This is a genomic window from Marinomonas mediterranea MMB-1 (assembly GCF_000192865.1).
GTDB lineage: Bacteria > Pseudomonadota > Gammaproteobacteria > Pseudomonadales > Marinomonadaceae > Marinomonas > Marinomonas mediterranea.
Window position 1 is genome coordinate 399,464 of sequence record NC_015276.1, and the last position, 20,483, is coordinate 419,946.

The window sequence follows — 20,483 nt, forward strand, 5'->3', positions numbered from 1 at the left end:
GTATTCATCGAGTATGAGTACAAAAACCAAGTGGGTGTTTATTAGTGCGTTCACCGCGTTAGCTGCTGTTTTTTTTCTTAGCCTTGCTTCTGGGCAATATCCGGTGCCGTTAGAGGCTGTCTGGCATTCTTTCCTTGCTTACGATCCGCATTCTATTGATCACATCGTCATTCAAACAACTCGCTTATCTCGAACATTTGTTGCCGGCCTTGTCGGCGCCTCGCTCGCGGTTTCAGGTGTATTGATGCAGGCATTAACGCGCAACCCGTTAGCGGCGCCTTCTATTTTTGGCGTTAATGCGGGAGCCGTGTTTTTTATCGTTTTATGTTCTTCTTTTTCCGCAACGTTGTCCGCTGGTAGCTTACTGTGGATCGCGTTTTTTGGTGCGACAATGGCGGGAGGATTGGTTTATGGCATTGGCTTTTTAGGGCGTGATGGCCTGTCCCCTGTAAAAATTGTATTGTCTGGCGTTGCTATTTCATCTCTTTTTGTTGCCTTTACTCAAGGAATATTAGTCTTGGGGCAGGAAGGTCTGGATAGTGTTTTGTTTTGGATGGCTGGCTCAGTGTCCGGACGTTCATTAGATGCTGTTGGACAGGTTTTGCCTTATACCTGTCTTTTTATGTTTGCAGCCATATTGTGCTCCCCTCATATCAATGTTTTGCTGTCCGGGGATGATATAGCGAAAGGTCTTGGGCAAAATACACTGCTTATTAAAACGCTCTTAAGTACACTGATTATTGGTTTGGCTGGTATTGCCGTTTCGTTAGCGGGAAACATCGGTTTTATCGGTCTTATTGTTCCCCATATGGTGCGTGCTTTTACGGGTAACGATCATAGATCGCTTATACCGTTAAGTGCTCTATGGGGAGCGATACTATTGATGCTGGCAGATATTATTGGAAGGTTTGTTATTGCCCCAGAAGAGCTTCCTATTGGCGTCCTCACCGCTATTTTAGGCGTGCCGTTCTTTATCTATCTTGCCAGAAAAGGAAAGAGTCATGTCTAAGCTGTGGATTATTCGAAATCGTTTAATTTCGGCCGCTATTCCTGTTTCTGCTGTCGCCGTTATGTGCGCTCTGATCGTGGTTGTCTTTGCCATCATGCTTATTTCTTTGAGCGTAGGTAATCAGTTTATTGGGATAGGGCAAATCCTCTTTGACATGTTTTCCAGAAGTGACACTCTTTCAGAGTTCATCGCTCAATCATTACGCTTTCCTAGGGTAGTTATGTCTGCGATCGTCGGCGCCGCTTTAGCGTCGTCTGGTTTGTTACTTCAGTCTATGATTCGTAACCCTTTGGCGTCTCCTGATGTTATTGGTATAACCGGAGGTGCATCGGCAGCCGCGATTACTTATCTGTCTTTTTTCAGTTCAACGCTCGGTATTTTCTGGTTACCATTTTTCTCTATTCTTGGTGCATTTAGCGCTGTTTTATTAGTGTATTGCTTAGCTTGGCGTAATGGAATTACGCCCATGAGACTGATTTTGGTTGGGATGGGGATATCAGCGTTGATGGGAGCCATTACAACGTTTGCTATTGCCGCTAGTCCGTTATCAACCAGCATCACAGCGTATATTTGGTTGACTGGAAGCGTGTATGGCGCCAATTGGAAAGATGTGCAAGCTCTGCTTCCTTGGGTCTGTGTCAGTTTACCTTTTTTATTGCTTTTTACCCGTCAAATTAACGCGCAGGAGCTTGGGGACCAGATTTCGACAGGTTTGGGGATTTCTGTGCAGAGTTTAAGACTCGGAATGCTAATAATCAGTGTCGTATTAGCAGCGCCTGCCATCGCATATGTCGGTGCTATCGGCTTTGTTGGGCTCATTGCACCTCACATAGCAAGGCGAATTGTATTTCGTAGTTTTGGTTTATTGCTTCCCGTCTCAGCGTTGTTGGGAGCATGTTTAGTCATGCTTGCTGATTTAGTTGGTCGTACTGTATTTCTGCCTTTAGATGTCCCTGCGGGTGTATTTGTATCTGCTATTGGGGCGCCATTCTTCATTTACTTACTTTACCGCCAGAGATTCTAAAAGGGGACAGATGTTATGAGGTTAAATACTTCGTGGCCATTAAATAGTGAGAAGCTCTCTTTGGCTTATGATTCGTCTGATACCGTCATCGATTCATTGGACTTAACGATCGAATCGCAAAAGGTGACAGTATTAGTGGGCGGTAATGGTTGTGGTAAATCGACACTATTAAAATCGTTTGCGCGACTTTTAAAGCCTATCTCGGGGCTGATTTTTCTTGAAGGGCAGAATATCAATCAACTTCCCGGAAAGGGCGTCGCTCGAAAAATGGCAATATTGCCCCAAGGGCCTGTTGCGCCAGAAGGTCTGACGGTTGAACAGTTGGTGAAGCAAGGCAGGTATCCCCATCAAAATTGGCTCCAAAATTGGAGTAAAGAAGACGAGTATTATGTGCGTAAAGCGCTAATTGATACCAATATGACGGCCTATTCTGATCGGCCTATTGAAGTGTTATCTGGTGGCCAACGTCAAAGAGCTTGGATTGCAATGGCTTTGGCTCAAAATACTGAAATTCTGTTGTTAGACGAACCGACAACGTATCTAGACTTAACCTATCAAATTGAAATACTGGACTTATTGTTTGAATTGAACAGGGAGCAAAAAGTCACCATTGTCATGGTTCTGCATGATCTGAATTTAGCCTGCCGCTATGCTGATCAGCTTATTGCATTGAAAGATGGTGGGGTATATTGCCAAGGTGCGCCTGAGAAGGTATTGAATGCAGGGATGGTTGAAGCGGTGTTTGGTATGCGTTGTCATATCGCTAAGGACCCTTTATTTGGTACACCTATGTGTGTCCCTCATGGTAAAGGAAGAGTTATAGTCGATGAGCAAGCTGAGCAGAATCACACCGCATGAATAGCTTAACCGATAGGGAGTGGGATGCCCTTTCAACGCTTGGCCTCAGAGGTATTGAAACGCGTTCTTCTGATTCAATTGATACACAGAAACTGTTGGACGATGAACTCTGTCTAAAGACGCTTAATACCATTATGCCTGCGCTTGGAGCCAGCACCCTGCGTGTCACCGCATCCTTAGTTATGAAGCGAATTGCTTTCCTAACTTTAGCATCGTTTTTATATGGAATGTCTCGCTATGATAAAGGGCTAGATGTGTCGATTAATAACTGTATATTTGAATATCCTCTAGAGAATAGACTCTGGAAATCTCAGTTTCCTCTTAAAACAACACAGATAAGTAAGCCTGAAAAAGGTCGAGATAGTTGGAGAAAGAGGCGGCTGACAAAGGCTTTTTCGGGAAATTTGACCTTACTTGTTCGGCAGCTGCGTAAGTTGACCGGCGTATCCGAGAGTATATTATGGGAAAATATTGCGGTAAGGGTTTTTAGTATTTACGAACGCAGAGTCATCGTTTCTGGATTAGATGAAACAACAAAGAAAAAAGCGGAATCGGACTTTTTATACTTGCTTAGTTCTGATTCTTCGGAAATATATGGCCTAGATAGAAATCCAATTGCACCATTTTATTTCAAAAATAGTATAAAAGAAGAGGGTGATACTTCGGTGAGAATTCGAAAAACCTGTTGTTACTATTATCTTGCAACGGATCCTACAGAATACTGCAATAACTGCCCATTATGTAAGACTGCCAAAAAGGCTCTAGCGTAAGTCAAGAGCGCCAATGACGGCCGCTATTGACTTATTCGCACCTTCCTTCCCGACTGAGAAAATAACTAGAAGTCTAAACCGTACGCGACAGTGACAGTACGTCCGCGCCCTTTGAAGTAGAAATCATCGTTTTTATATGCACTTTGAGAGTAATACGTGAAGTAGTCCTCGTCCAATAAGTTTGCCACGGAGACATTAAGTTGACCGACAGGCAGCTTATAGCCTACGGATGCATCAAACAAAGTGTAGCCATCAAACTCAAGCTCTTCATCGTCAAAGCTGCGGTCGAGAGCGTGGCTTGCTTGCAAGAGAGAGGAGAGTTTATCATTCCAATTTGCTTGCCATGAGGCAATAATTCGATTTGGCGGAATGTCCGCCCCAGTGAGTTTCGTGTCTACTTTTCCATCGTTATCTGTGTCAGACTTTCCTTCAATATAGGAATAGCTGGTGGACACTTTATGCTGCTCGTTTAGCTGGATGCCAACTGATGCTTCCGCGCCTTTGATCTCTTTCTTCTCACGTTTTACCGTGTATAAACCATCGTTTTCGACTATTCGGCTTCCCAATTTCGATTTGGATTCGTAGTAGCTGATTTCGAAGTCCACCGCTTTGTTATTAAAACGCACTCCTGTTTCGTAGTTATCAGTCAGAATTGGGGACAAATCGATCAGAGTATCGACATCTTGCCCAGTTGTACTGACCCCTCTAAGAACACGACCTACATCCGGCATGCCAAATCCTTGAGAATAATTTGCGAACAGGCTAATTGAAGGGGTTATTTTGAATACCGCTCCTGCGTTGTAGACCGTCTCATCGAATTCCGGAGATCCGCCATCAACGGTTACGCCATTACGCGCAGCGACGGTTTGATAGGTATCGATATCAAGTTTGGCTGTTTCATAGCGTATCCCACCTTGCAACACCAAGCGCTCAATAGGTTGATATTCTAGCTGGATGAACGGCGCATAGTTTTCATAGACGGTCTCAGGCACGTAGACCCTATCGGTAAGGATAAGCTTTTGGCTAGTTGTATCCTGCATAAGATCCAAACCACCCGTTACCTTAAGGGTATCGTCAAGCAGCTCATCATTTGAAAGACTGAATTTTGCTCCGATTTTTTCGGACTCATTCTGACTTTGATCATAGAGCTGACCGCTTGGCGCGATGCTCGTATCCTGAAAACTGCCTGACTTTGTAGCGCCATATCGCCCTTTGAAGTCCTGATGGAAAGCTTGAGCCTTCAATGTCATACCGTTTAGATCACTGTCTGTATAAGTAATACTGGTCGTTTGGACTTTGTTAAAAGGCGCTTTCCCTTCAGGTGTTCCCTTGATTGAAGACGTTGCCACACCATTGTCGCGATCTCCAGATACACCAGAGAAGTTCATGTTTCCCTCAAGTTGATACTGGTTTAGTTCAAATTCAATGTTTTGGTCATCATCGAACCAGTAGCCTAATTTAACAAAGGCATCGTAGCTACTTGAATCCATTATGTCGCCACGAGTAGTTGCCGAGCCGACGTAATCTCCATTGCCATCTAGAAAAACACCTTGTTCTTCTTTTGTGAGTCCGATCAAATAATCTAAATTACCTTTACTCCCTTGCGCCTGATAATTCACTTTATATGAAAGAGTATCACCGTCTATTTCTTCTGTTGGAGTTGTAACTTGTATGCCAACATGCTGGGAAAGCGTGTCTGTGTTTGTCGACTTGGTGATAAAGTTAATGATCCCGCCTGTTGCTCCCAGTCCATGAATGGCAGTAGCACCATGCACGACCTCAATGCGTTCTACCATGGACAGGTCAATAGTATGGGCTGATCGGCTGCCTTCACGAAGCGGGTTCGATTGTGGAACTCCGTCGATCATGTAAAGAATTGAACGCCCTCGGAAAGTCTGACTTGCATTGTTTAACTTCTGAGTATTGGGTGCATAGGCTGGCAGTAGGTTAGCGAGTGCTTGTGAGCTATCGGTCGAGATGCTCAGTTGTGCTTCGATTTGCTCCTTCGAGATGATCGTGACTACCTGAGGGCTGTTCTCCGCTTTAGTATCTATACGGCTAGACTGAATAACCAATGTGTCTAGTTCGGTTTCATCAGCGGCTTGTGCCATATTTGCTGCAAGTATAGAGAGAGGTAATGAAATGACTAAGCCGAGCGGCAATAACTTGCGATACATATATAATCCTAGATGTGTATTGGAGTTGTTAGTGAAAATGATTGTCGTTCATATTTGTAGGTTGAGTCAAATGATTTTTTATTGCCGTCCAATTAATTATTGACCCAGCAGGCAGGTAGTACTAGGTGAGTAGTACGGGGCGACAAAAATATACAACGGAAGTGCTATTTCTAATGACTAGGATGTTTTGAGGCTTTTCTAAACTCGCTTGGTGTTTGCTGAGCCACACGGGAAAATTCCCGATTGAAGTTAGATTTTGTTTGAAAGCCTGAGTTCAGATAAATCTGGGTAATCGTATCGTCCGTCGTTGTCAGTAAGTGCTGTGCATGGGCGATACGATATTCATTAATGACCTGCGATACGTTTCTTTGGTGTATCAAGTTAATGGCTGAGGAAATTTGTCGTGCAGGAATACACACCTTTCTAGCCAGACGATCCAGTGTCAGGTCAGGGTCTAAATAGACTTGTCTGTCTTTCATATAGCGATCAATATTCTCGACAATAGCATCGGCTTCACTTTCTGAGAGTGCGTTATTGTTCGCATCCGCTTTTGTTGCTTTTTCTAGTGATGTGCCCGTGGTGGATGCATTTTTATTTATCGGAGCGAGTTCTTCAACGTCATCGAGGCTGGATTCGGAGTGAATACTTACACTAATTCTTACCACTAAAATGGCGAGTAGTGGCAAGATTAGAGCGTGCCCAAGAGCGAGAATCAACATGGAATGCTGACCGCCGAATAAGGCAAAATCGATTGCTAAAGCACCGTCAATTGTCGCCGACATCAGCAGCATGATGCCTGCGCCGCGCTCAGCTTTAATGGCATTAGGAATATCACTCAAGCGAACGTACGTTGGAATACTATCGCGTATGATAGACAGTCTTAAAAGCGCGATTCCATACGCAGCGTAAAGCGTGGTTAGAACCGGATCGATGGGAGGTCGCCAAAATGGGTAGGTCAATGAAGCGAGAAATAGGATTACTGGTGGAGCAAAGTGTAAATAACTAAAGCCTGTTTTACGATGCGCTCGCGCAAAGCAATACCAAGCCGTTGCGGGTATAAAGGAAGCAAGGATAGGTTGTAAAAATTTAAATATGGTCAGATCCGTTGTCCAGCGAAGACCCACAACGGTTGTAGTGAATGCACACAGCGCCAAAAACAAAAAAGCAGGGCGTTCATCCCTCTCTCTTCTAAAAAAAATCACCATCGCTAAGATAGAAAGAAGCAAAGCGACGACAAATGGTAGTGGTACAGCGATCATAACCTTTCCTATGTGTTAAACGTGGCCGTAGCATGTCTCAATTCACGATCTGAAACGTCCTCAAGCACGATTGAGGACGCACTTTCACTAATTTCGCTCCATTCTAGCCTTATTGAAATCAGCTTGGTAGCCGCTGAACCGCAACGGCTACCAGTATCGAGTAACCACAGATATCAGCCACGATTAACGGTAAGGAGAAAAAACATGAAATTTAACCTAAATAGGTGCCGACTATTGTCCGTAAGTATGATCATTGTCTCGATGCTCAGCCTCTCGGCATGTTCTTCCGCGACAGTTAAAGCGCCCGTTTCGATTCCAGAAGACGCATTAGGCGTGGTTTTCATTGATTCTCCGACGGTCGGCTCTTTGTTGTACTTAAGGGGCATCGCAGGCAAAGGGGAATTGATTCGAAAAGAAAGTCATGACCTGTGTTACCGAAGTGCGTTAAGAATCGCCGCTGGCGACTTTAATGGCGAAGGGATTTCAATCAAAGACGCTAACACCATAGTCTTAGCTGTTTATGATCCTAAAGCGATAAAGAGGCTGAAAGAAGGAGACGAAATTGTCAGCGAGGATTATGACATCTCAGTTTCTGGGGAGCCTCACGGGGATATTGAGATTATTTCAGGTCTAAGCTTGTCACAAGGGTTTGTATTGAATCCGGGAGAGTGGTCGCTGTCGTTTTTGTTTGGAATCAATGAAGAACGTATTTCGTGCTAAGAAACATACGACGGGGCTTTGCCCCATCGTATGTTCACATTAATCTTCTGAATAACTGAATACGCGATAAATGAAAATCGTCATCATGATGGTGATTAATTCAGACACGATCATATAGACGAGATGAAGTGGGTATTTTAATGCGGGCATTTGCTCGATTAGGAAGGAGTCCGTACTGCTCAATGCGATACTTGCGACAAACATCGCAACGTAGGCAAAGAAGATAATCGTGAAGTATTCCTTGGTTTTATGCCAACTGGCTTTTAGCGCAGACACTGCATCGAGGTTACTCAACACGACGTAGTAGGCCGACAAAGAAAGTCGCACCATTAAAATAATGCCTGGGACAATCAATAACATTAGCCCTGACGCAATGGCTAAACCACCCAATATATAGACCATCACAATTGGGAAAATCTTACTCATACCAATGAGCAAGCTGCTTTTTATACTGGGACTTCCGCGTCTTACTGACGCCACATAGGAAATGGTCAACGCACTGAATAAAAAGCCGACGACAGTCGAAACCAGTATAGGGAACAGCAACGAGTTCGGGTTTACGCTGTCTTGGGATGTATCGACATCGGTTGAAATGCCGCCAAAAAATACGAGTTCAATAAGGTAATATATCGCGCTCATAAAGACTGCCAAGAGTAAGAAGTCTTTTTGGTGCTTTTTAAACAAATACAAAGTGTCGTCTAACGTGGCCTTTAGCATTACCGAATCCGTATATAGAGAAAAACGTGAGAGTAGCAACCCTACACCTTGCTGTAAATCCTCTCGATAGCCACTGGGTATTGAATCGGCCTATGAGATCAAGAAATTATTGTCTTTACTGTCATGTTCCAAAACCTCATCGCCTGTTCGGTCTTTTAAGTTTACGCCTGAGAGCTTCATAACGCGGGCTTCGGTAAGTAGATACATTGCTTTATAGCTTGCATCTGCGTAGCTCATCCCCGCCATACGAATATTTGAGATGCAGTTTCGATACGCATCGGTGAGACCGGTTTTGGGGGCCCACGTGAGATATAAGCCCATACTGTCGGGTGAACTTAACCCTGGTCTTTCGCCGACGAGCACAACTACGCATTTTGCGTTAAGCAGTTCGCCAATGTGGTCGCCGATTGCAACACGACCTTGCTCAACGACACATAATGGCGCGATTTTCCAAGGCGTAGATTGCTGTTTCGTTGAGGTAAGTTGAGGAATCAAGGTGCTCAAGAAAGGGGTGATATTTTCTTCGATGGCGAACGCTGAAAGTCCATCAACAATGGCGAAAGCGAGATCGTATTCTTCGTTGGATTCCTGACGATAATGGGTCAGCGTATCAACAGAATCGGCATCCAGCATGCGACCATAATCAGGACGTTGAAGGTATTCTGGTCTGTCTTTCGCATGGCTGTGAAGTTTATGAACCGTGTCACTTGGGTTCCAGTCTTGCGTTTTTAAATGTTGGATCAGCTCATCGGTATTAAGCGGTGTATGCACCGCATCTTGTGCTTTTGCATGAGCAAGCTGAAAATTCATCAAATGCTTTGTCGGGACACTGACACCAGCACGACCAAGGCCAATTCGAGCGTCCGTAAAAGAGCGAAGTCGTTCCCATGGGTTTTCGACGACCGCCTCTTCTGTCGGGTGGCTAGGGAAGTCCGTTGAACGGTTTGCTGTGTTATTCATCTCGTGTTTCACCTCTTCTTTCTGCTCCTTTTTCATCGTATTCATCTTAACCACCCTAACTAAGAACCAATCAAACGATTTAGAGACTGATGGAAGGCATCCGGTACCTGATGATTCAAGGCAAAATGATCGTTATCTCGGAATATTTCAATCTTCTTGAGCCACTCATCAAATTCAGGCGAAGGTTTTAACCCAAGAGCGCGACGTGCGTACAGGGCATCGTGAAAAGAGGTGGTTTGGTAGTTCAACATAATGTCATCGGACCCGGGTATCCCCATGATAAAGGTACAACCCGCAACGCCTAATAATGTAAGCAAGTTGTCCATGTCATTCTGGTCGGCATCGGCATGGTTGGTATAGCAAACGTCACACCCCATTGGTACGCCCAATAACTTGGCGCAGAAATGGTCTTCAAGCCCCGCACGGGTGATCTCTTTTCCATCGTATAGATATTCTGGCCCAATAAACCCAACGACGGTATTAACCAGTAGTGGGTCGAACTTGCGCGCAACGGCATAAGCGCGTGTTTCGCAGGTTTGTTGGTCAACGTTATGATGTGCGTTGGCTGACAATGAGCTGCCCTGACCTGTTTCAAAATACATGACGTTATTACCGACTGTTCCTCGGTTAAGAGACAGCGCTGCGTCGTGGGCTTCGGCGAGGGTATTTAAATTAAAACCAAAGCTGTCGTTCGTCGCTTGCGTTCCGCCAATGGATTGAAACACTAAATCAACAGGCGCGCCTTGTTCAATGGCTTCGATGGTATTGGTGACGTGGGTTAAGACACAAGATTGGGTTGGAATCTCGTAATGGTCAATGACGTCCCCCATCATTTTTATCAGACGGCAGGCTTGCGCCACATTGTCGGTAGCGGGGTTTATACCGATGACGGCATCACCATTGGCATAAAGCAGGCCATCTAGCATACTGGCCGCGATGCCGGTTAAATCGTCCGTCGGGTGATTGGGCTGAAGTCGTGTTGAGAGATGACCTGGCAGGCCAATGGTATTGCGAAACGCCGTTGTAACATGGCATTTCTTGGCAACAAGAATCAAATCTTGATTGCGCATGATTTTACTGACCGCCGCCGCCATTTCAGGTGTCACGCCTGCGCGAATTCCTTTCAGAACAGAAGGGCTGGCTAAGTCACTGAGAAGCCAATCGCGAAATCCACCGACTGTTAAATGCGAGATTGGTGCAAACGCTGCCTTGTCATGTTCATCAATGATCAGGCGTGTAATTTCATCGTCTTCATAAGGGATGAGTAAATCTTCGAGAAACTGTTTCAGCGGAACATCGGCTAATGTCATTTGAGCAATTGCACGTTCTTCGGCGCTGTCCGCGGCGACCCCTGCAAGTCGGTCTCCAGAACGCGCTGGCGTCGCTTTCGCCATTAGCTCCTTGAGGTCTTTAAAACCGAATGTCTTTTCACCAACCGTATGGCGAAATTGAAAGGAAGGTGTGCTCATAGCCGAGTCTCTGGTTGCTCTATTTGATTTATATTTACGTTAAAGTCAGATGCTTTGTCTACGTCGTTTCGTATTTTATGTGTCAAAGCGTTGTTATATAAACATATTTGCAGACAATAAACGTGATAGGTTGAGTTGTATCAATGGGTTAAGGCGAGTAAAAAAGCTCTCTCCCACTTAGGGAGGTGGGAGAGAGCGAGTACTATTTACTTGTACTCTTCGAACGCGTTGTCTTCGTGCTTTTTGATCGATGAGATCAAGCCAGCTACAATGGCCGCTGCGCCAATGCTGAATAGAACAAGAGCAAGCGGGTTATCAGCAAACGTGAAGTAAGCTGATACGTTTTCCCATGATGTAATAGAAGTACCCATAATTATTAAGCTCCTTGAGTTTCTAGGCTAGTTTTAGCGGGAACGTCGGTTTCTGGGTAAGGTTTCGCCAAAATCTCAACTTCGTCGATACCAAGGTCTTCCGCTTTGTCTGGAACACGTAGCATGTTCGCTTTCTTAAGTGCGTAAGAGATTAGGTAACCAGGTAGGAAACCAACTACTGCCATGACAACCGCAGCCACTGTTTGACCGTATAGAGAGATCTCTGGGTTGCCACCTACGTTTGGCGTACCGCCAGCGAAAACGCCGACTAGAATAACCGCAACGAAGCCAACAAAACCGTGAACGGTAACCGCGCCAACCGCGTCGTCGATGCCTGCTTTTTCAAGTGCTTTTGCAACTTTAACGGCAATGAAGCCCATGCTTGTCGCAATAATGAAAGCAAGCGCTGGATCGTAAAGATCAAGACCTGCAGCAACCGAGATGATGCCACATAGGCCACCAGACATTGTCCAGAAAGGATCGCGGCTAGCAATGTAACAACCGATCACGCCACCAGCGAAGCCCATTAGTGTATTGAACGCGAATGCAGATAGGTTAGTAGGGTTGTTGTAAATCGTAGTCCAACCAGTTTCGCCACCATTAAAGATGATACAGCCGCCTAGGAATCCGAAGAAACCGAAGATGATCATCATAAGGCCGATTAGCGTCATAGGAAGGTTATGTGGTGGAATCACTTGAGCTATGCCATTGATGAACTTACCTTTACGAGCGCCAAGGTTGATCAGTACACCCAACGTGAAGAAGCCTGCTACCGCGTGAACAACACCGGATGCGCCTACGTCGTGGTAACCAAGTTCAGTCAACAACCAACCGTCTGGATGCCAGCCCCATGCACCTGCAAGAATCCACACCGCGCTACCAAGAACAACGGTTAGAATTAAGAAAGCACTGACGCGGATACGCTCGATAACAGCACCGGAAAGGATCGAACCGGTTGTCGCACCAAATAGAGCAAACGCTGCCCAGAAGATACCTGTACCCATGTCTTGAACATCAGGGCCCATGCTTTGCGACCAAGGAAGTGCAGCGGACGCTTCAGCTGGAATAAGACCACCTGGGAATGCGTTGTAAATCCACCAACCAAATAGGTAGAAAGTCGGAATAATAACAGCAAGAGCCAGTACGTTTTTCACCCCGGCTGCCAGCGCATTTTTACTGCGAGACGCGCCCATTTCGTACGCCAAGAAACCGGCGTGGATCATAATCATTATGGCAGTACACCACCAGTAGAATACTTCGACATTCATCGATTGATGCATTTCGAATACTGCTTGCTGCGCATCGAGCGCTGCTTGCAAGGATTCGAGCGTTGGCGTTTCTGTGCTCATTTGGACGTTCCTCTTGAGATTGATTAGTCTTTTTCGTGATATTTAATATCGGTTAGCGACATTGATTGAGCGTTAACCTTTTGTTCCTTTGTAGCAGTCAGCTCGAACGAGCGTCTGCTTTCATTTTTAGTCTGTTTTGATGCCAGTTCCTCGGCACAGGTTTTGCTGGTTCATATCAGTAACTAATACTAAGACGGTCATTTAGTTTCGAGTTATCGAAAAATGGCAAAAATACAAACCGTTTAAAATCAATGATTTAGTATTTCTATGACTGTCGGTTTTGCACAAACTTGATATTAATTGGGGAGCGGTCAGCATGTTGTTATCTACGAATGCACCAAAAAAGGTCAACGAAATTCGTCGAACCGAAGCATTTGATGCGGATTTGCATGCGGAGAACCTGACAAATTGGAATCAGGAATACGATCAAACCAGCCGAGGAAGCTTTTTTGGAAGTATCACAGAGCTTGCGTTTGACGATCTCCAAGTTTTTCAGGAATACACCAGCCAAGCGTTGCAGCAAAAATGCATTGTATGGCCTGACTCTGTATGGCTTGGTATTCCCGTAGAAAATCAAGAAGCCAGTCGAATTAACGGGTTAAGCATTCACCCAAATACCATTATGTGTCGCCCTGGAGATTACGAGTTCCAGCTCACCACACCGGAAGACTACAATCTCTATGGCATGGTTGTGCAGCTAGAGTCGCTCATGAAAACCGCAGCGATACATGGCGTGGAGCTAAACTGGAAAGAACTTATGCAACATGGGCGATTAGCGTTACCTGAGCAAACGTTGCGTGATGTTCGCGTCGTCCTTCAACGCATGCTGGACATGAGTACACACACAAAAGCCAATAGAATGTCGTACGATGTTTTAATGATGGCACTGTTGGAAGTCTTGAAAGAAGAAACCCCACAACCCGCCAGTACACAAACGTTTCATCGACGCAAAGAAGTGGTCGATACTGCGCGACGCTTTATCGAAGCGCATCCTGATGTGCCGCTGACGGTGACCGATTTATGTGAGGTGGCCAACGTCAGCCGTCGAACTTTGCAATACAGTTTCGAAAGCATCATCGGCATTAGTCCAATTCAGTATCTGCGTATTTCTCGCCTAAACGGAGCGCGTCGAAATCTCATCAAAAGTGATATAGACACCACCGTTTCAGACGTCGCGGCAACATGGGGATTTTGGCATCTCAGCCAATTTGCGAAAGACTATCGAAACCTCTTTGGCGAAAAACCGTCACAGACACTGGATCAGGCCAGCTCCAGCCTCTAGGTTCGTGCTCTTGAGGCGCTCTTGCTCTAGTGTGTTTAGCTGTTTCTCCGCTTCGTTGAGTCTTTTGTTTGAGTGTGTTTGGTTGTCCTATTTCGCGTGCTGATCGTTTAAATTTACCCCTCCGAGCCTTCCATTAGTGCATCTAAGTACTGCGCTTCGCGATTAAGTTTAAAAAATAAATCTAAAAAAGAGTGTAATAGCTCACCATATAGCCGCGTCTAACCTACAGTTTAAAAGGTAATCCTTACCTTCTAATGTGGATGAGGCGTCAGCGTACATGTCATTTATAGCATCAACAAATCAAGCGTATTACCGAGGTTCGCCATGTTAGTCGAATGGCAAGCTTGGTTGGTCGCGCATGCGGATTCTGTTGGCTTCGTGTTCGTTGGGCTGTTGCTCTTAACGTATGTACTCGAAGACGTGGCGATTGTATGCGCCGCCACCTTAGCTACCCAAGGTCTGGTCAATATCCCCGTCGCCTTGATGGCGATCTTTATAGGCATCGTCACTGGCGATTTGGCGCTCTATGTATTAGGTCGATATGGTCGCCGCCTCAGAGGGTTGAGATACAAAACCTTGACCAGTCGCTATTTTAAGCTCACTCGAAAAATGCTCACCAAGCGCCCATTCCTTAATCTGTTTCTGATTCGATTTATCCCAGGCTTAAGAACCATAGGTTTTACCTTGAGTGGGTTTATGGCGTTGTCTCCTTGGCTCTTCTTCTCAGCCGCCTTGGTCGCGACTAGCATTTGGAGTGTGCTGATTTTTACATTGCTTTATTCGGTCGGTATCGCCGCTACCGAGACCTATGACGGCGTGAAATGGCTTATGCCCGTTGTCGCGCTGTCCGTGTTGCTACTCGTTAACCTCATTCTCTCGAAAACGCTCAAGCGTAGGTATGTGTGACTTCAGTTATGACTATGACATCAACATCAGTACCCATAAGGAATATGCAGTTTATCGAACCGCATCGAGTCAATGCAGGGATGCCGAAATTGGAGATTTGTCCCAAGCGGAGCGTCTCTCCCTATGAGTTTATGCCCACATGGTTTTTCTATACCCCTGTCATTGTCCAATGTTTGGCACAAGGGATTCGGTATGGGGATATTTGCTTACCCTTGGTTGCCAACCCATCGATTGAACTCAGTGGCATGGTAGGGGAATCAAAAGAAGCCATCTTAGATCTTGCTGGGTCTTATGCCAAAGAGTGGATAGAGCCTTTTATAGCGCTAACGAAAACAGAAGCATCCTTAGACACACAGGTTGAGAACGCATTAGAGAAAATGGAAACAGCCGGCATTGAGTTTCCGATCGTCGCAAAACCCGATCTAGGCTGTCGGGGCGTTGGCGTGAAACTCATTGGGACGTTGCAGCAGCTCGAACACTACATTGAAGATTTTCCACAAGGCGCGCGCTTTCTGTTGCAACGAAAAGCACCTTACGAAGCCGAAGCAGGCGTCTTTTATGTACGTTACCCCGGTGAATCCAAAGGTAAGATTATTTCGATTACCTTGAAGTATGCGCCAAGTGTTGTCGGCGATGGTAAGCGAACCTTAAAAGCGCTTATAGAGCATTGCCCAAGAGCGAGCCAGTTAAGTCACCTGTACTTTCCAAGACACATTGATCGGTTGGATTCCGTCCCCGCCGAAAACGAAGAGGTGCGCTTAGCGTTTGCAGGTAGTCACAGTCGAGGTTCCATCTTTCGAGACGGCAATCAGTACATATCACAAGCGTTGACTGACAAGCTCGACGACATTCTAAAAGACGTCGACGGCTACTATTACGGCCGCTTGGACGTCAAGTTTGAAAACATTCAAAAACTGATGCAAGGCGAAGGCTTCAGCATTCTCGAAATGAACGGCGCCAGCAGCGAAGCGACCCACATCTGGGATTCAAGCACGCCGCTCAAACACATCTTTGCAACGCTGCTTAAGCAGTATCGAATTTTGTTTGAAATTGGTTTGTTGAATAAAAAGCGTGGTTTCAAAACGCCTAAGTTGAAAACGCTCCTAAAAGCGTGGCGAGCGGAAAAGAACCTAGTTAGCCACTACCCATCCACGGATTAGGGCAGAGAAAAAAAGATGACTGTAATCTCAATAAATAGCATGACAGACAACGAGGAAATGGCCGCCATAGAAGGCGGGTTAGAAGTCCTTCAGCAAGGGCTAGATTGCCTGAACTCCCTGTCGCAAGATCAGTACGTACATATTGCCAAGCCGCATATGATGAGCAGCATCGGCGCTCATTATCGTCACCTCCTAGACGTATTTCATGCAGTTGCCAGTGGTGTTAATCGCGAGGAGGAAAGGAGTAACGCAAAAAGCAAAGCGCAAGCGAGAGAAAACTGCGCCGAAAAAATCACAGTGGATTACAACCTACGCCGCCGAGGGCACGACGTGGAAACCTCCATAAAAGTGGCAAAGCAAGAGTTGAAAGCCATGCAAGCGTGGTTGTTATCACTTAACAGCGCGCAGTTAAATCAAGCAATTTGCGTTATTAACGAAGTCTCCGTCTCGCGTCTGGTCTCAAGTAAAACGAGTTCCACGTTAGGGCGTGAAATTACCTTTGCCTCTCTGCATGCAAACCATCATTATGCCATGATAAAAGTCGCCTTGAGTCTGTCGAGCGTAGAGGCAAATGCGTTGTTCGGCATTGCACCCGCCACCGCGACCTATCTGCGAGGAGAATCATAATGTGCTCAGTCACTTGGCTAACTCATAAAAACGGCTATGAGATCTTCTTCAATCGCGATGAGCAAAAAACACGCGCTGCCGCGTTACCACCAGAGCAAGTAACACTAAAAGGCGTTGATGTACTCATGCCCATTGACCCCGTCGGGCACGGCAGTTGGATCAGTACCAATGAAGCCGGGTTGTCACTGTGTTTGCTCAACAACTATCAAGGCAAAGTGCCAGAAGGCGAACTGACTTCTCGAGGGCACTTGCTCAAAATGCTATCCAGTTCGACCGGAATCGAACAAGTGGCGGCGCGGTTCAAAGCCTTTGCAATGGAAAGCTTCGCACCTTTTACCCTGTTGGTGTTCGTGTACGGCCAAACGCAAGTAACGGGCTTCTGTTGGGATGGTGAGTCAGTATCGGTCGAAAAAATGCAGTCTCCGCACTTCTCTTCAGGAGTTGACCTCGTTGAAGTGAGTGCTTACCGACGTTCTGTCTATGAGAAAATCGAATCCCCCGACTTTGACTCTTTAATTGATTTTCACCGCCATCATCATGCCTCAGTGCCACACCGTTCAGTGTGTATGCACAGGGGCGATGCAAAAAGTGTGAGTTTCACCTATGTGCGAGTGAGCGCTAAAGAGCAATTGATGAGCTACGTCGCAGGGTCGCCGTGCACACATTTATCCAAAGCAGCCGTTGAGCAAAACAGCGTGATGTTAACGCGATATACGAGCTTGGTTTGTTAAAGGCGTTGGTTCAATGCGCGTTTTTAAACGAGCGTAGTACTCGCCAAGCGCTTAGTGCTTTTTGAATAGACCTTAGACCTTAGACCTTAGACCTTAGACCTTAGATCTAAGAGTATAAAGAATACCCTTATTAGAAAAATTGGAGAACGTTATGAAAGCAATGTTTGCCGCTCTGATGCTAATGATGAGCACATTGGGCTTTGCCCAAAGCGAAATTTACACAGGCTATTTCAGTAGCAAAGCCGTGGGCGGTTACGACACCGTCGCGTACTTTACCCAAGGTAAACCCGTTAAAGGAAGCTCGGATTATAAGACCGAATTCAAAGGTGCGAACTGGTACTTCGCATCGCAAGCGAACTTGGACCTATTCAAACAAGACCCCGACAAATACGCGCCACAGTACGGCGGTTATTGTGCGTGGGCCGTCTCTGCTAAAAACGATTTTGCAAAAGGCGATCCAGAACATTGGTCTATAGTAGATGGCAAACTCTATCTAAATTACAACCAAAATATCAAAGATAAATGGAGTCAGGACATTCCGGGTCACATTGCTCAAGGCGATAAAAACTGGCCAACGCTCATCGCAAAATAAATCGAATTGGTGTTAGAGACTCTAAAATGAAACCGAAACATATCAAATATGCGCTGTCTGCCTTCATTGCGTTTGTGTTTATTCAATCGCTTTTCTTCAAATTTACGGGGTCTTATGAAACCCACTATATTTTTAGTACGTTAGGCGATTGGTCGGGCTTTGGCTGGTTTGCAGATTATGGCGCGTATATGGTGGGCACAGCTGAATTGATTGCCGCCATCGTGCTGTTTAGTCGGTTGCATGGCTTTGGCGCCCTCATGAGTGTTGGTGTGATGTCGGGCGCGATCTTCTTTCACTTATTCACACCGCTAGGGATAGAAATGCCAGCGTTTAATGATCAAGGTGACATTGTCGGATACGACGGCGGTTTGCTGTTCGGAATGGCCTGCCTAGTTTGGTTAAGCGCGCTTTATTTGACTGTCAAAGACCTGACATCTTCTGAAGGTACACTGTCTACTATTCTGCCACTGAACACCGCTGAAAAAATGTGAGGCATTTAGAATGCAAAGTCCTTTTCGTCTTCCTCGTATCACGCCATTTGGCTTGGGTGAATCCTTTCTAGAATGGATGACAGGCTTAGCTAAACTGGATCGTTTATATCAAAAACGTCCACAAAACCTGTCCAGCTTCGAGTTCATGCGACACACCCTAAAGGTGCTTAACGTGGATTACCGTGTTGGCGCCGGAAGCATTGAGAATATCCCCAAAGAGGGGCCCGTTCTTATTGTGGCCAATCATCCTTTGGGCGCAGTTGAGGGCGTGATTCTCGCGGACTTAATTGGCGAAGTAAGGCAAGACGTGAAGGTGTTGGCGAATCAGTTGTTAAAGCGTTTGCCAGAGATATCAGATCTGTTTATTGGTGTGGATGTATTCGAAGGCAAATCGTCCGCTCGCACCAACGCCAAAGCCGTTCGAGATGCACACAAACATTTGAGTGACGGCGGAGTGCTGGTTGTTTTCCCCGCCGGAGAAGTCTCTACGTATCGTGACCCCGAAACAGGAAAGAACGCAAACATGTTAGCCGATGTGGAATGGAGCCAAAGCGTCGCCAAGTTTATCAAACGAAGCGGCGCAGTAACGGTTCCTATGTACATCGATGGGAAAAACAGCGCCTTGTTTTATAACGCAGGAAAAATACATCCCTTATTGCGAACGGCCATGTTAGGACGCGAGCTATTGAACAAACATTCTTCGAACATTCAGATCTTAATCGGCAACCCATTACCGTATTCTGAAACAGGGCGTTTTGAAGACAACAAAGAACTGGTCAAGTATCTACGCCTGAACACCTACTTAATGAGCCCACAGAGTGCTGCGCAAACTAAACCTGTGTCGCAACACTTAGACCCTGTTATCTCGCCGATATCGCCCGATGTACTGGAATCAGAAATCGACGCATTAAGCGACGACAGTTGTTTATTGAAGCAAGGGGATTTCGACGTGTATTGCGTTCACACGCGTGATATTCCCAATATGATGCAAGAAATTGGTCGCGTTCGGGAAGAGAACTTCAGAGCGGTTGGCGAAGGCAGCGGAAACGCATGCGACATTGATGAATACGACCACTACTATCGACAACTCTTTGTCTGGCAGCGTAAAGAGCGAGAACTGGTCGGCGCGTATCGAATGGGGCTGGTGGATGAATTGCTGGAGAACAACGGGATCGACGGCTTGTACTCCAAAAGCTTATTTCAATACGGGCCAGAGTTTTTAGAGACGTTAGACACCTCCATTGAAATGGGGCGTTCTGTCGTGACGCAAAAGTATCAGCGTAACTTAAACTCCCTGCTCCTACTTTGGAAAGGGATCGCCGCGTTTGCATCAAAGCACCCAAAATACACCAACTTGTTTGGCCCAGTGAGCATAAGCAACGATTACAGCCCAATGGCACGCCAACTGATGATGGAAGCATTGTCGTTGCATTGCTATGACGAACACAAAGCGGAATTGGTTTCGCCCTCCGTTCCGTTTAAAAAAGCAGGCAATACATTTTGGCAGCCGCATCTACTATCGTGCTTAGCCGATACCAGCTTACTGTCCAACTTATTAAGCCGAATGGAAGATGGCAAAGGCCTTCCTGTTTTACTGCGTCAGTACCTTAAAATGAACGGTAAACTCGTCTGTTTTAACCTCGATCCAGACTTTAACGACACACTCGATGGCCTCATTGTCGTCGACCTACGTAATGTTCCTCTGAAAACCCTCGGCAAATACATGGGACGAGAAGAAGCCAAAACCTACCTACTGCAACACGGACAGGACGTTTAAACGATTTTCTTCGCTCCCCTTACTTAAGGGGAGGGTTAGGGGTCATTGACTCGCTCAAAACTGGCCATCCTCTAAGCCATATTTCCAGTCTACTTTGCTCTACCTCAAACATAACAAACCATTTCGAGGTGAACGAAATTCACTTTTTCGTTACCTCTATCACGCACCTTTTAAAGTGTATTAGTATCGAATGTAAGTGAACGGGTGGTGAAATAATGCTGTATCTAAAAATAC

At 45.9% G+C, this 20,483-nt stretch carries 20 protein-coding genes; 13 read left to right on the plus strand and 7 right to left on the minus strand.

Annotation, left to right across the window (positions count from 1 at the left end; all coding sequences use genetic code 11):
• The first annotated feature begins 13 nt into the window (after positions 1–13).
• Genes MARME_RS01945 through MARME_RS01960 form a run of 4 tightly spaced genes read left to right on the plus strand, consistent with a single transcriptional unit; the run spans position 14 to position 3,661 of the window.
• Positions 14–1,009, plus strand: a complete 996-nt coding sequence (locus MARME_RS01945) for a FecCD family ABC transporter permease (protein WP_223295002.1) — start codon at positions 14–16, stop codon at positions 1,007–1,009.
• Positions 1,002–2,033, plus strand: a complete 1,032-nt coding sequence (locus MARME_RS01950) for a FecCD family ABC transporter permease (RefSeq protein WP_013659590.1) — start codon at positions 1,002–1,004, stop codon at positions 2,031–2,033. The genes MARME_RS01945 and MARME_RS01950 overlap by 8 nt, the downstream gene beginning before the upstream one ends.
• Before the next feature lie 15 nt (positions 2,034–2,048).
• Positions 2,049–2,891, plus strand: coding sequence for an ABC transporter ATP-binding protein (locus tag MARME_RS01955; RefSeq protein WP_013659591.1), 843 nt, complete (start codon positions 2,049–2,051; stop codon positions 2,889–2,891).
• A complete protein-coding gene (locus MARME_RS01960; RefSeq protein WP_013659592.1) occupies positions 2,888–3,661 on the plus strand; it encodes an IucA/IucC family C-terminal-domain containing protein in 774 nt (257 codons plus the stop codon). Before MARME_RS01955 ends, MARME_RS01960 begins: the two co-directional genes overlap by 4 nt.
• 65 nt (positions 3,662–3,726) lie before the next feature.
• Here the strand turns inward: MARME_RS01960 and MARME_RS01965 are convergent, their stop codons facing one another.
• On the minus strand, positions 3,727–5,838 hold the full coding sequence (locus tag MARME_RS01965; protein ID WP_013659593.1) for a TonB-dependent receptor: 2,112 nt from the start codon (positions 5,836–5,838) through the stop codon (positions 3,727–3,729).
• Positions 5,839–6,008: 170 nt separating this feature from the next.
• Positions 6,009–7,097, minus strand: a complete 1,089-nt coding sequence (locus MARME_RS01970; protein ID WP_013659594.1) for a helix-turn-helix domain-containing protein — start codon at positions 7,095–7,097, stop codon at positions 6,009–6,011.
• Positions 7,098–7,301: 204 nt separating this feature from the next.
• Between MARME_RS01970 and MARME_RS01975 the strand changes: the two genes are divergently transcribed.
• Positions 7,302–7,817, plus strand: a complete 516-nt coding sequence (locus tag MARME_RS01975; protein ID WP_013659595.1) for a hypothetical protein — start codon at positions 7,302–7,304, stop codon at positions 7,815–7,817.
• 39 nt (positions 7,818–7,856) lie between these two features.
• Here the strand turns inward: MARME_RS01975 and MARME_RS01980 are convergent, their stop codons facing one another.
• From MARME_RS01980 to MARME_RS01995, 5 genes are all read right to left on the minus strand, one after another.
• A complete protein-coding gene (locus MARME_RS01980; protein ID WP_013659596.1) occupies positions 7,857–8,534 on the minus strand; it encodes a hypothetical protein in 678 nt (225 codons plus the stop codon).
• Positions 8,535–8,624: 90 nt separating this feature from the next.
• On the minus strand, positions 8,625–9,539 hold the full coding sequence (eutC, locus tag MARME_RS01985) for an ethanolamine ammonia-lyase subunit EutC (protein WP_013659597.1): 915 nt from the start codon (positions 9,537–9,539) through the stop codon (positions 8,625–8,627).
• Between the two features lie 14 nt (positions 9,540–9,553).
• Positions 9,554–10,963, minus strand: a complete 1,410-nt coding sequence (locus tag MARME_RS01990; RefSeq protein ID WP_013659598.1) for an ethanolamine ammonia-lyase subunit EutB — start codon at positions 10,961–10,963, stop codon at positions 9,554–9,556.
• A 206-nt stretch (positions 10,964–11,169) separates the two neighbouring features.
• On the minus strand, positions 11,170–11,334 hold the full coding sequence (locus tag MARME_RS22230) for a hypothetical protein (RefSeq protein WP_013659599.1): 165 nt from the start codon (positions 11,332–11,334) through the stop codon (positions 11,170–11,172).
• Positions 11,335–11,339: 5 nt separating this feature from the next.
• A complete protein-coding gene (locus MARME_RS01995; RefSeq protein ID WP_013659600.1) occupies positions 11,340–12,683 on the minus strand; it encodes an ammonium transporter in 1,344 nt (447 codons plus the stop codon).
• Between the two features lie 316 nt (positions 12,684–12,999).
• On the opposite strand from MARME_RS01995, the gene MARME_RS02000 reads away from it, so the two are divergent.
• From MARME_RS02000 to MARME_RS02035, 8 genes are all read left to right on the plus strand, one after another.
• Positions 13,000–13,965 carry a helix-turn-helix domain-containing protein gene (locus MARME_RS02000; RefSeq protein ID WP_013659601.1) on the plus strand — a complete coding sequence of 322 codons (966 nt, stop codon included), beginning with the start codon at positions 13,000–13,002 and terminating at the stop codon, positions 13,963–13,965.
• Between the two features lie 324 nt (positions 13,966–14,289).
• Positions 14,290–14,871, plus strand: coding sequence for a DedA family protein (locus tag MARME_RS02005; protein ID WP_013659602.1), 582 nt, complete (start codon positions 14,290–14,292; stop codon positions 14,869–14,871).
• Positions 14,872–14,915: 44 nt separating this feature from the next.
• On the plus strand, positions 14,916–16,031 hold the full coding sequence (locus tag MARME_RS02010; protein ID WP_013659603.1) for a hypothetical protein: 1,116 nt from the start codon (positions 14,916–14,918) through the stop codon (positions 16,029–16,031).
• Positions 16,032–16,046: 15 nt separating this feature from the next.
• Complete coding sequence (locus MARME_RS02015; RefSeq protein WP_013659604.1) at positions 16,047–16,658, plus strand: hypothetical protein; 612 nt, start codon at positions 16,047–16,049, stop codon at positions 16,656–16,658.
• A complete protein-coding gene (locus MARME_RS02020; RefSeq protein WP_013659605.1) occupies positions 16,658–17,389 on the plus strand; it encodes an NRDE family protein in 732 nt (243 codons plus the stop codon). Before MARME_RS02015 ends, MARME_RS02020 begins: the two co-directional genes overlap by 1 nt.
• Before the next feature lie 151 nt (positions 17,390–17,540).
• The gene (locus MARME_RS02025) at positions 17,541–17,981 is read left to right on the plus strand and encodes a YHS domain-containing (seleno)protein (RefSeq protein ID WP_013659606.1); all 441 of its coding nucleotides are present in this window, start codon (positions 17,541–17,543) and stop codon (positions 17,979–17,981) included.
• A 26-nt stretch (positions 17,982–18,007) separates the two neighbouring features.
• Positions 18,008–18,472, plus strand: coding sequence for a hypothetical protein (locus MARME_RS02030; RefSeq protein WP_013659607.1), 465 nt, complete (start codon positions 18,008–18,010; stop codon positions 18,470–18,472).
• Positions 18,473–18,482: 10 nt separating this feature from the next.
• Positions 18,483–20,249: a lysophospholipid acyltransferase family protein gene (locus tag MARME_RS02035; protein WP_013659608.1), complete on the plus strand. Its 1,767-nt coding sequence runs from the start codon at positions 18,483–18,485 to the stop codon at positions 20,247–20,249.
• Positions 20,250–20,483 lie beyond the last annotated feature (234 nt).

Coding starts and splice junctions, on each gene's coding strand:
- MARME_RS01975 (WP_013659595.1), top strand. CDS start 7,302: ATGAAATTTAACCTAAATAGGTGCCGACTATTGTCCGTAAGTATGATC.
- eutC (WP_013659597.1), bottom strand. CDS start 9,539: ATGAATACGATGAAAAAGGAGCAGAAAGAAGAGGTGAAACACGAGATG.
- MARME_RS02025 (WP_013659606.1), top strand. CDS start 17,541: ATGAAAGCAATGTTTGCCGCTCTGATGCTAATGATGAGCACATTGGGC.
- MARME_RS02035 (WP_013659608.1), top strand. CDS start 18,483: ATGCAAAGTCCTTTTCGTCTTCCTCGTATCACGCCATTTGGCTTGGGT.
- MARME_RS01960 (WP_013659592.1), top strand. CDS start 2,888: ATGAATAGCTTAACCGATAGGGAGTGGGATGCCCTTTCAACGCTTGGC.
- MARME_RS01980 (WP_013659596.1), bottom strand. CDS start 8,534: ATGCTAAAGGCCACGTTAGACGACACTTTGTATTTGTTTAAAAAGCAC.
- MARME_RS02000 (WP_013659601.1), top strand. CDS start 13,000: ATGTTGTTATCTACGAATGCACCAAAAAAGGTCAACGAAATTCGTCGA.
- MARME_RS01955 (WP_013659591.1), top strand. CDS start 2,049: ATGAGGTTAAATACTTCGTGGCCATTAAATAGTGAGAAGCTCTCTTTG.
- MARME_RS22230 (WP_013659599.1), bottom strand. CDS start 11,334: ATGGGTACTTCTATTACATCATGGGAAAACGTATCAGCTTACTTCACG.
- MARME_RS01950 (WP_013659590.1), top strand. CDS start 1,002: ATGTCTAAGCTGTGGATTATTCGAAATCGTTTAATTTCGGCCGCTATT.
- MARME_RS01995 (WP_013659600.1), bottom strand. CDS start 12,683: ATGAGCACAGAAACGCCAACGCTCGAATCCTTGCAAGCAGCGCTCGAT.
- MARME_RS01945 (WP_223295002.1), top strand. CDS start 14: ATGAGTACAAAAACCAAGTGGGTGTTTATTAGTGCGTTCACCGCGTTA.
- MARME_RS01970 (WP_013659594.1), bottom strand. CDS start 7,097: ATGATCGCTGTACCACTACCATTTGTCGTCGCTTTGCTTCTTTCTATC.
- MARME_RS02020 (WP_013659605.1), top strand. CDS start 16,658: ATGTGCTCAGTCACTTGGCTAACTCATAAAAACGGCTATGAGATCTTC.
- MARME_RS02015 (WP_013659604.1), top strand. CDS start 16,047: ATGACTGTAATCTCAATAAATAGCATGACAGACAACGAGGAAATGGCC.
- MARME_RS02010 (WP_013659603.1), top strand. CDS start 14,916: ATGCAGTTTATCGAACCGCATCGAGTCAATGCAGGGATGCCGAAATTG.
- MARME_RS01990 (WP_013659598.1), bottom strand. CDS start 10,963: ATGAGCACACCTTCCTTTCAATTTCGCCATACGGTTGGTGAAAAGACA.
- MARME_RS01965 (WP_013659593.1), bottom strand. CDS start 5,838: ATGTATCGCAAGTTATTGCCGCTCGGCTTAGTCATTTCATTACCTCTC.
- MARME_RS02030 (WP_013659607.1), top strand. CDS start 18,008: ATGAAACCGAAACATATCAAATATGCGCTGTCTGCCTTCATTGCGTTT.
- MARME_RS02005 (WP_013659602.1), top strand. CDS start 14,290: ATGTTAGTCGAATGGCAAGCTTGGTTGGTCGCGCATGCGGATTCTGTT.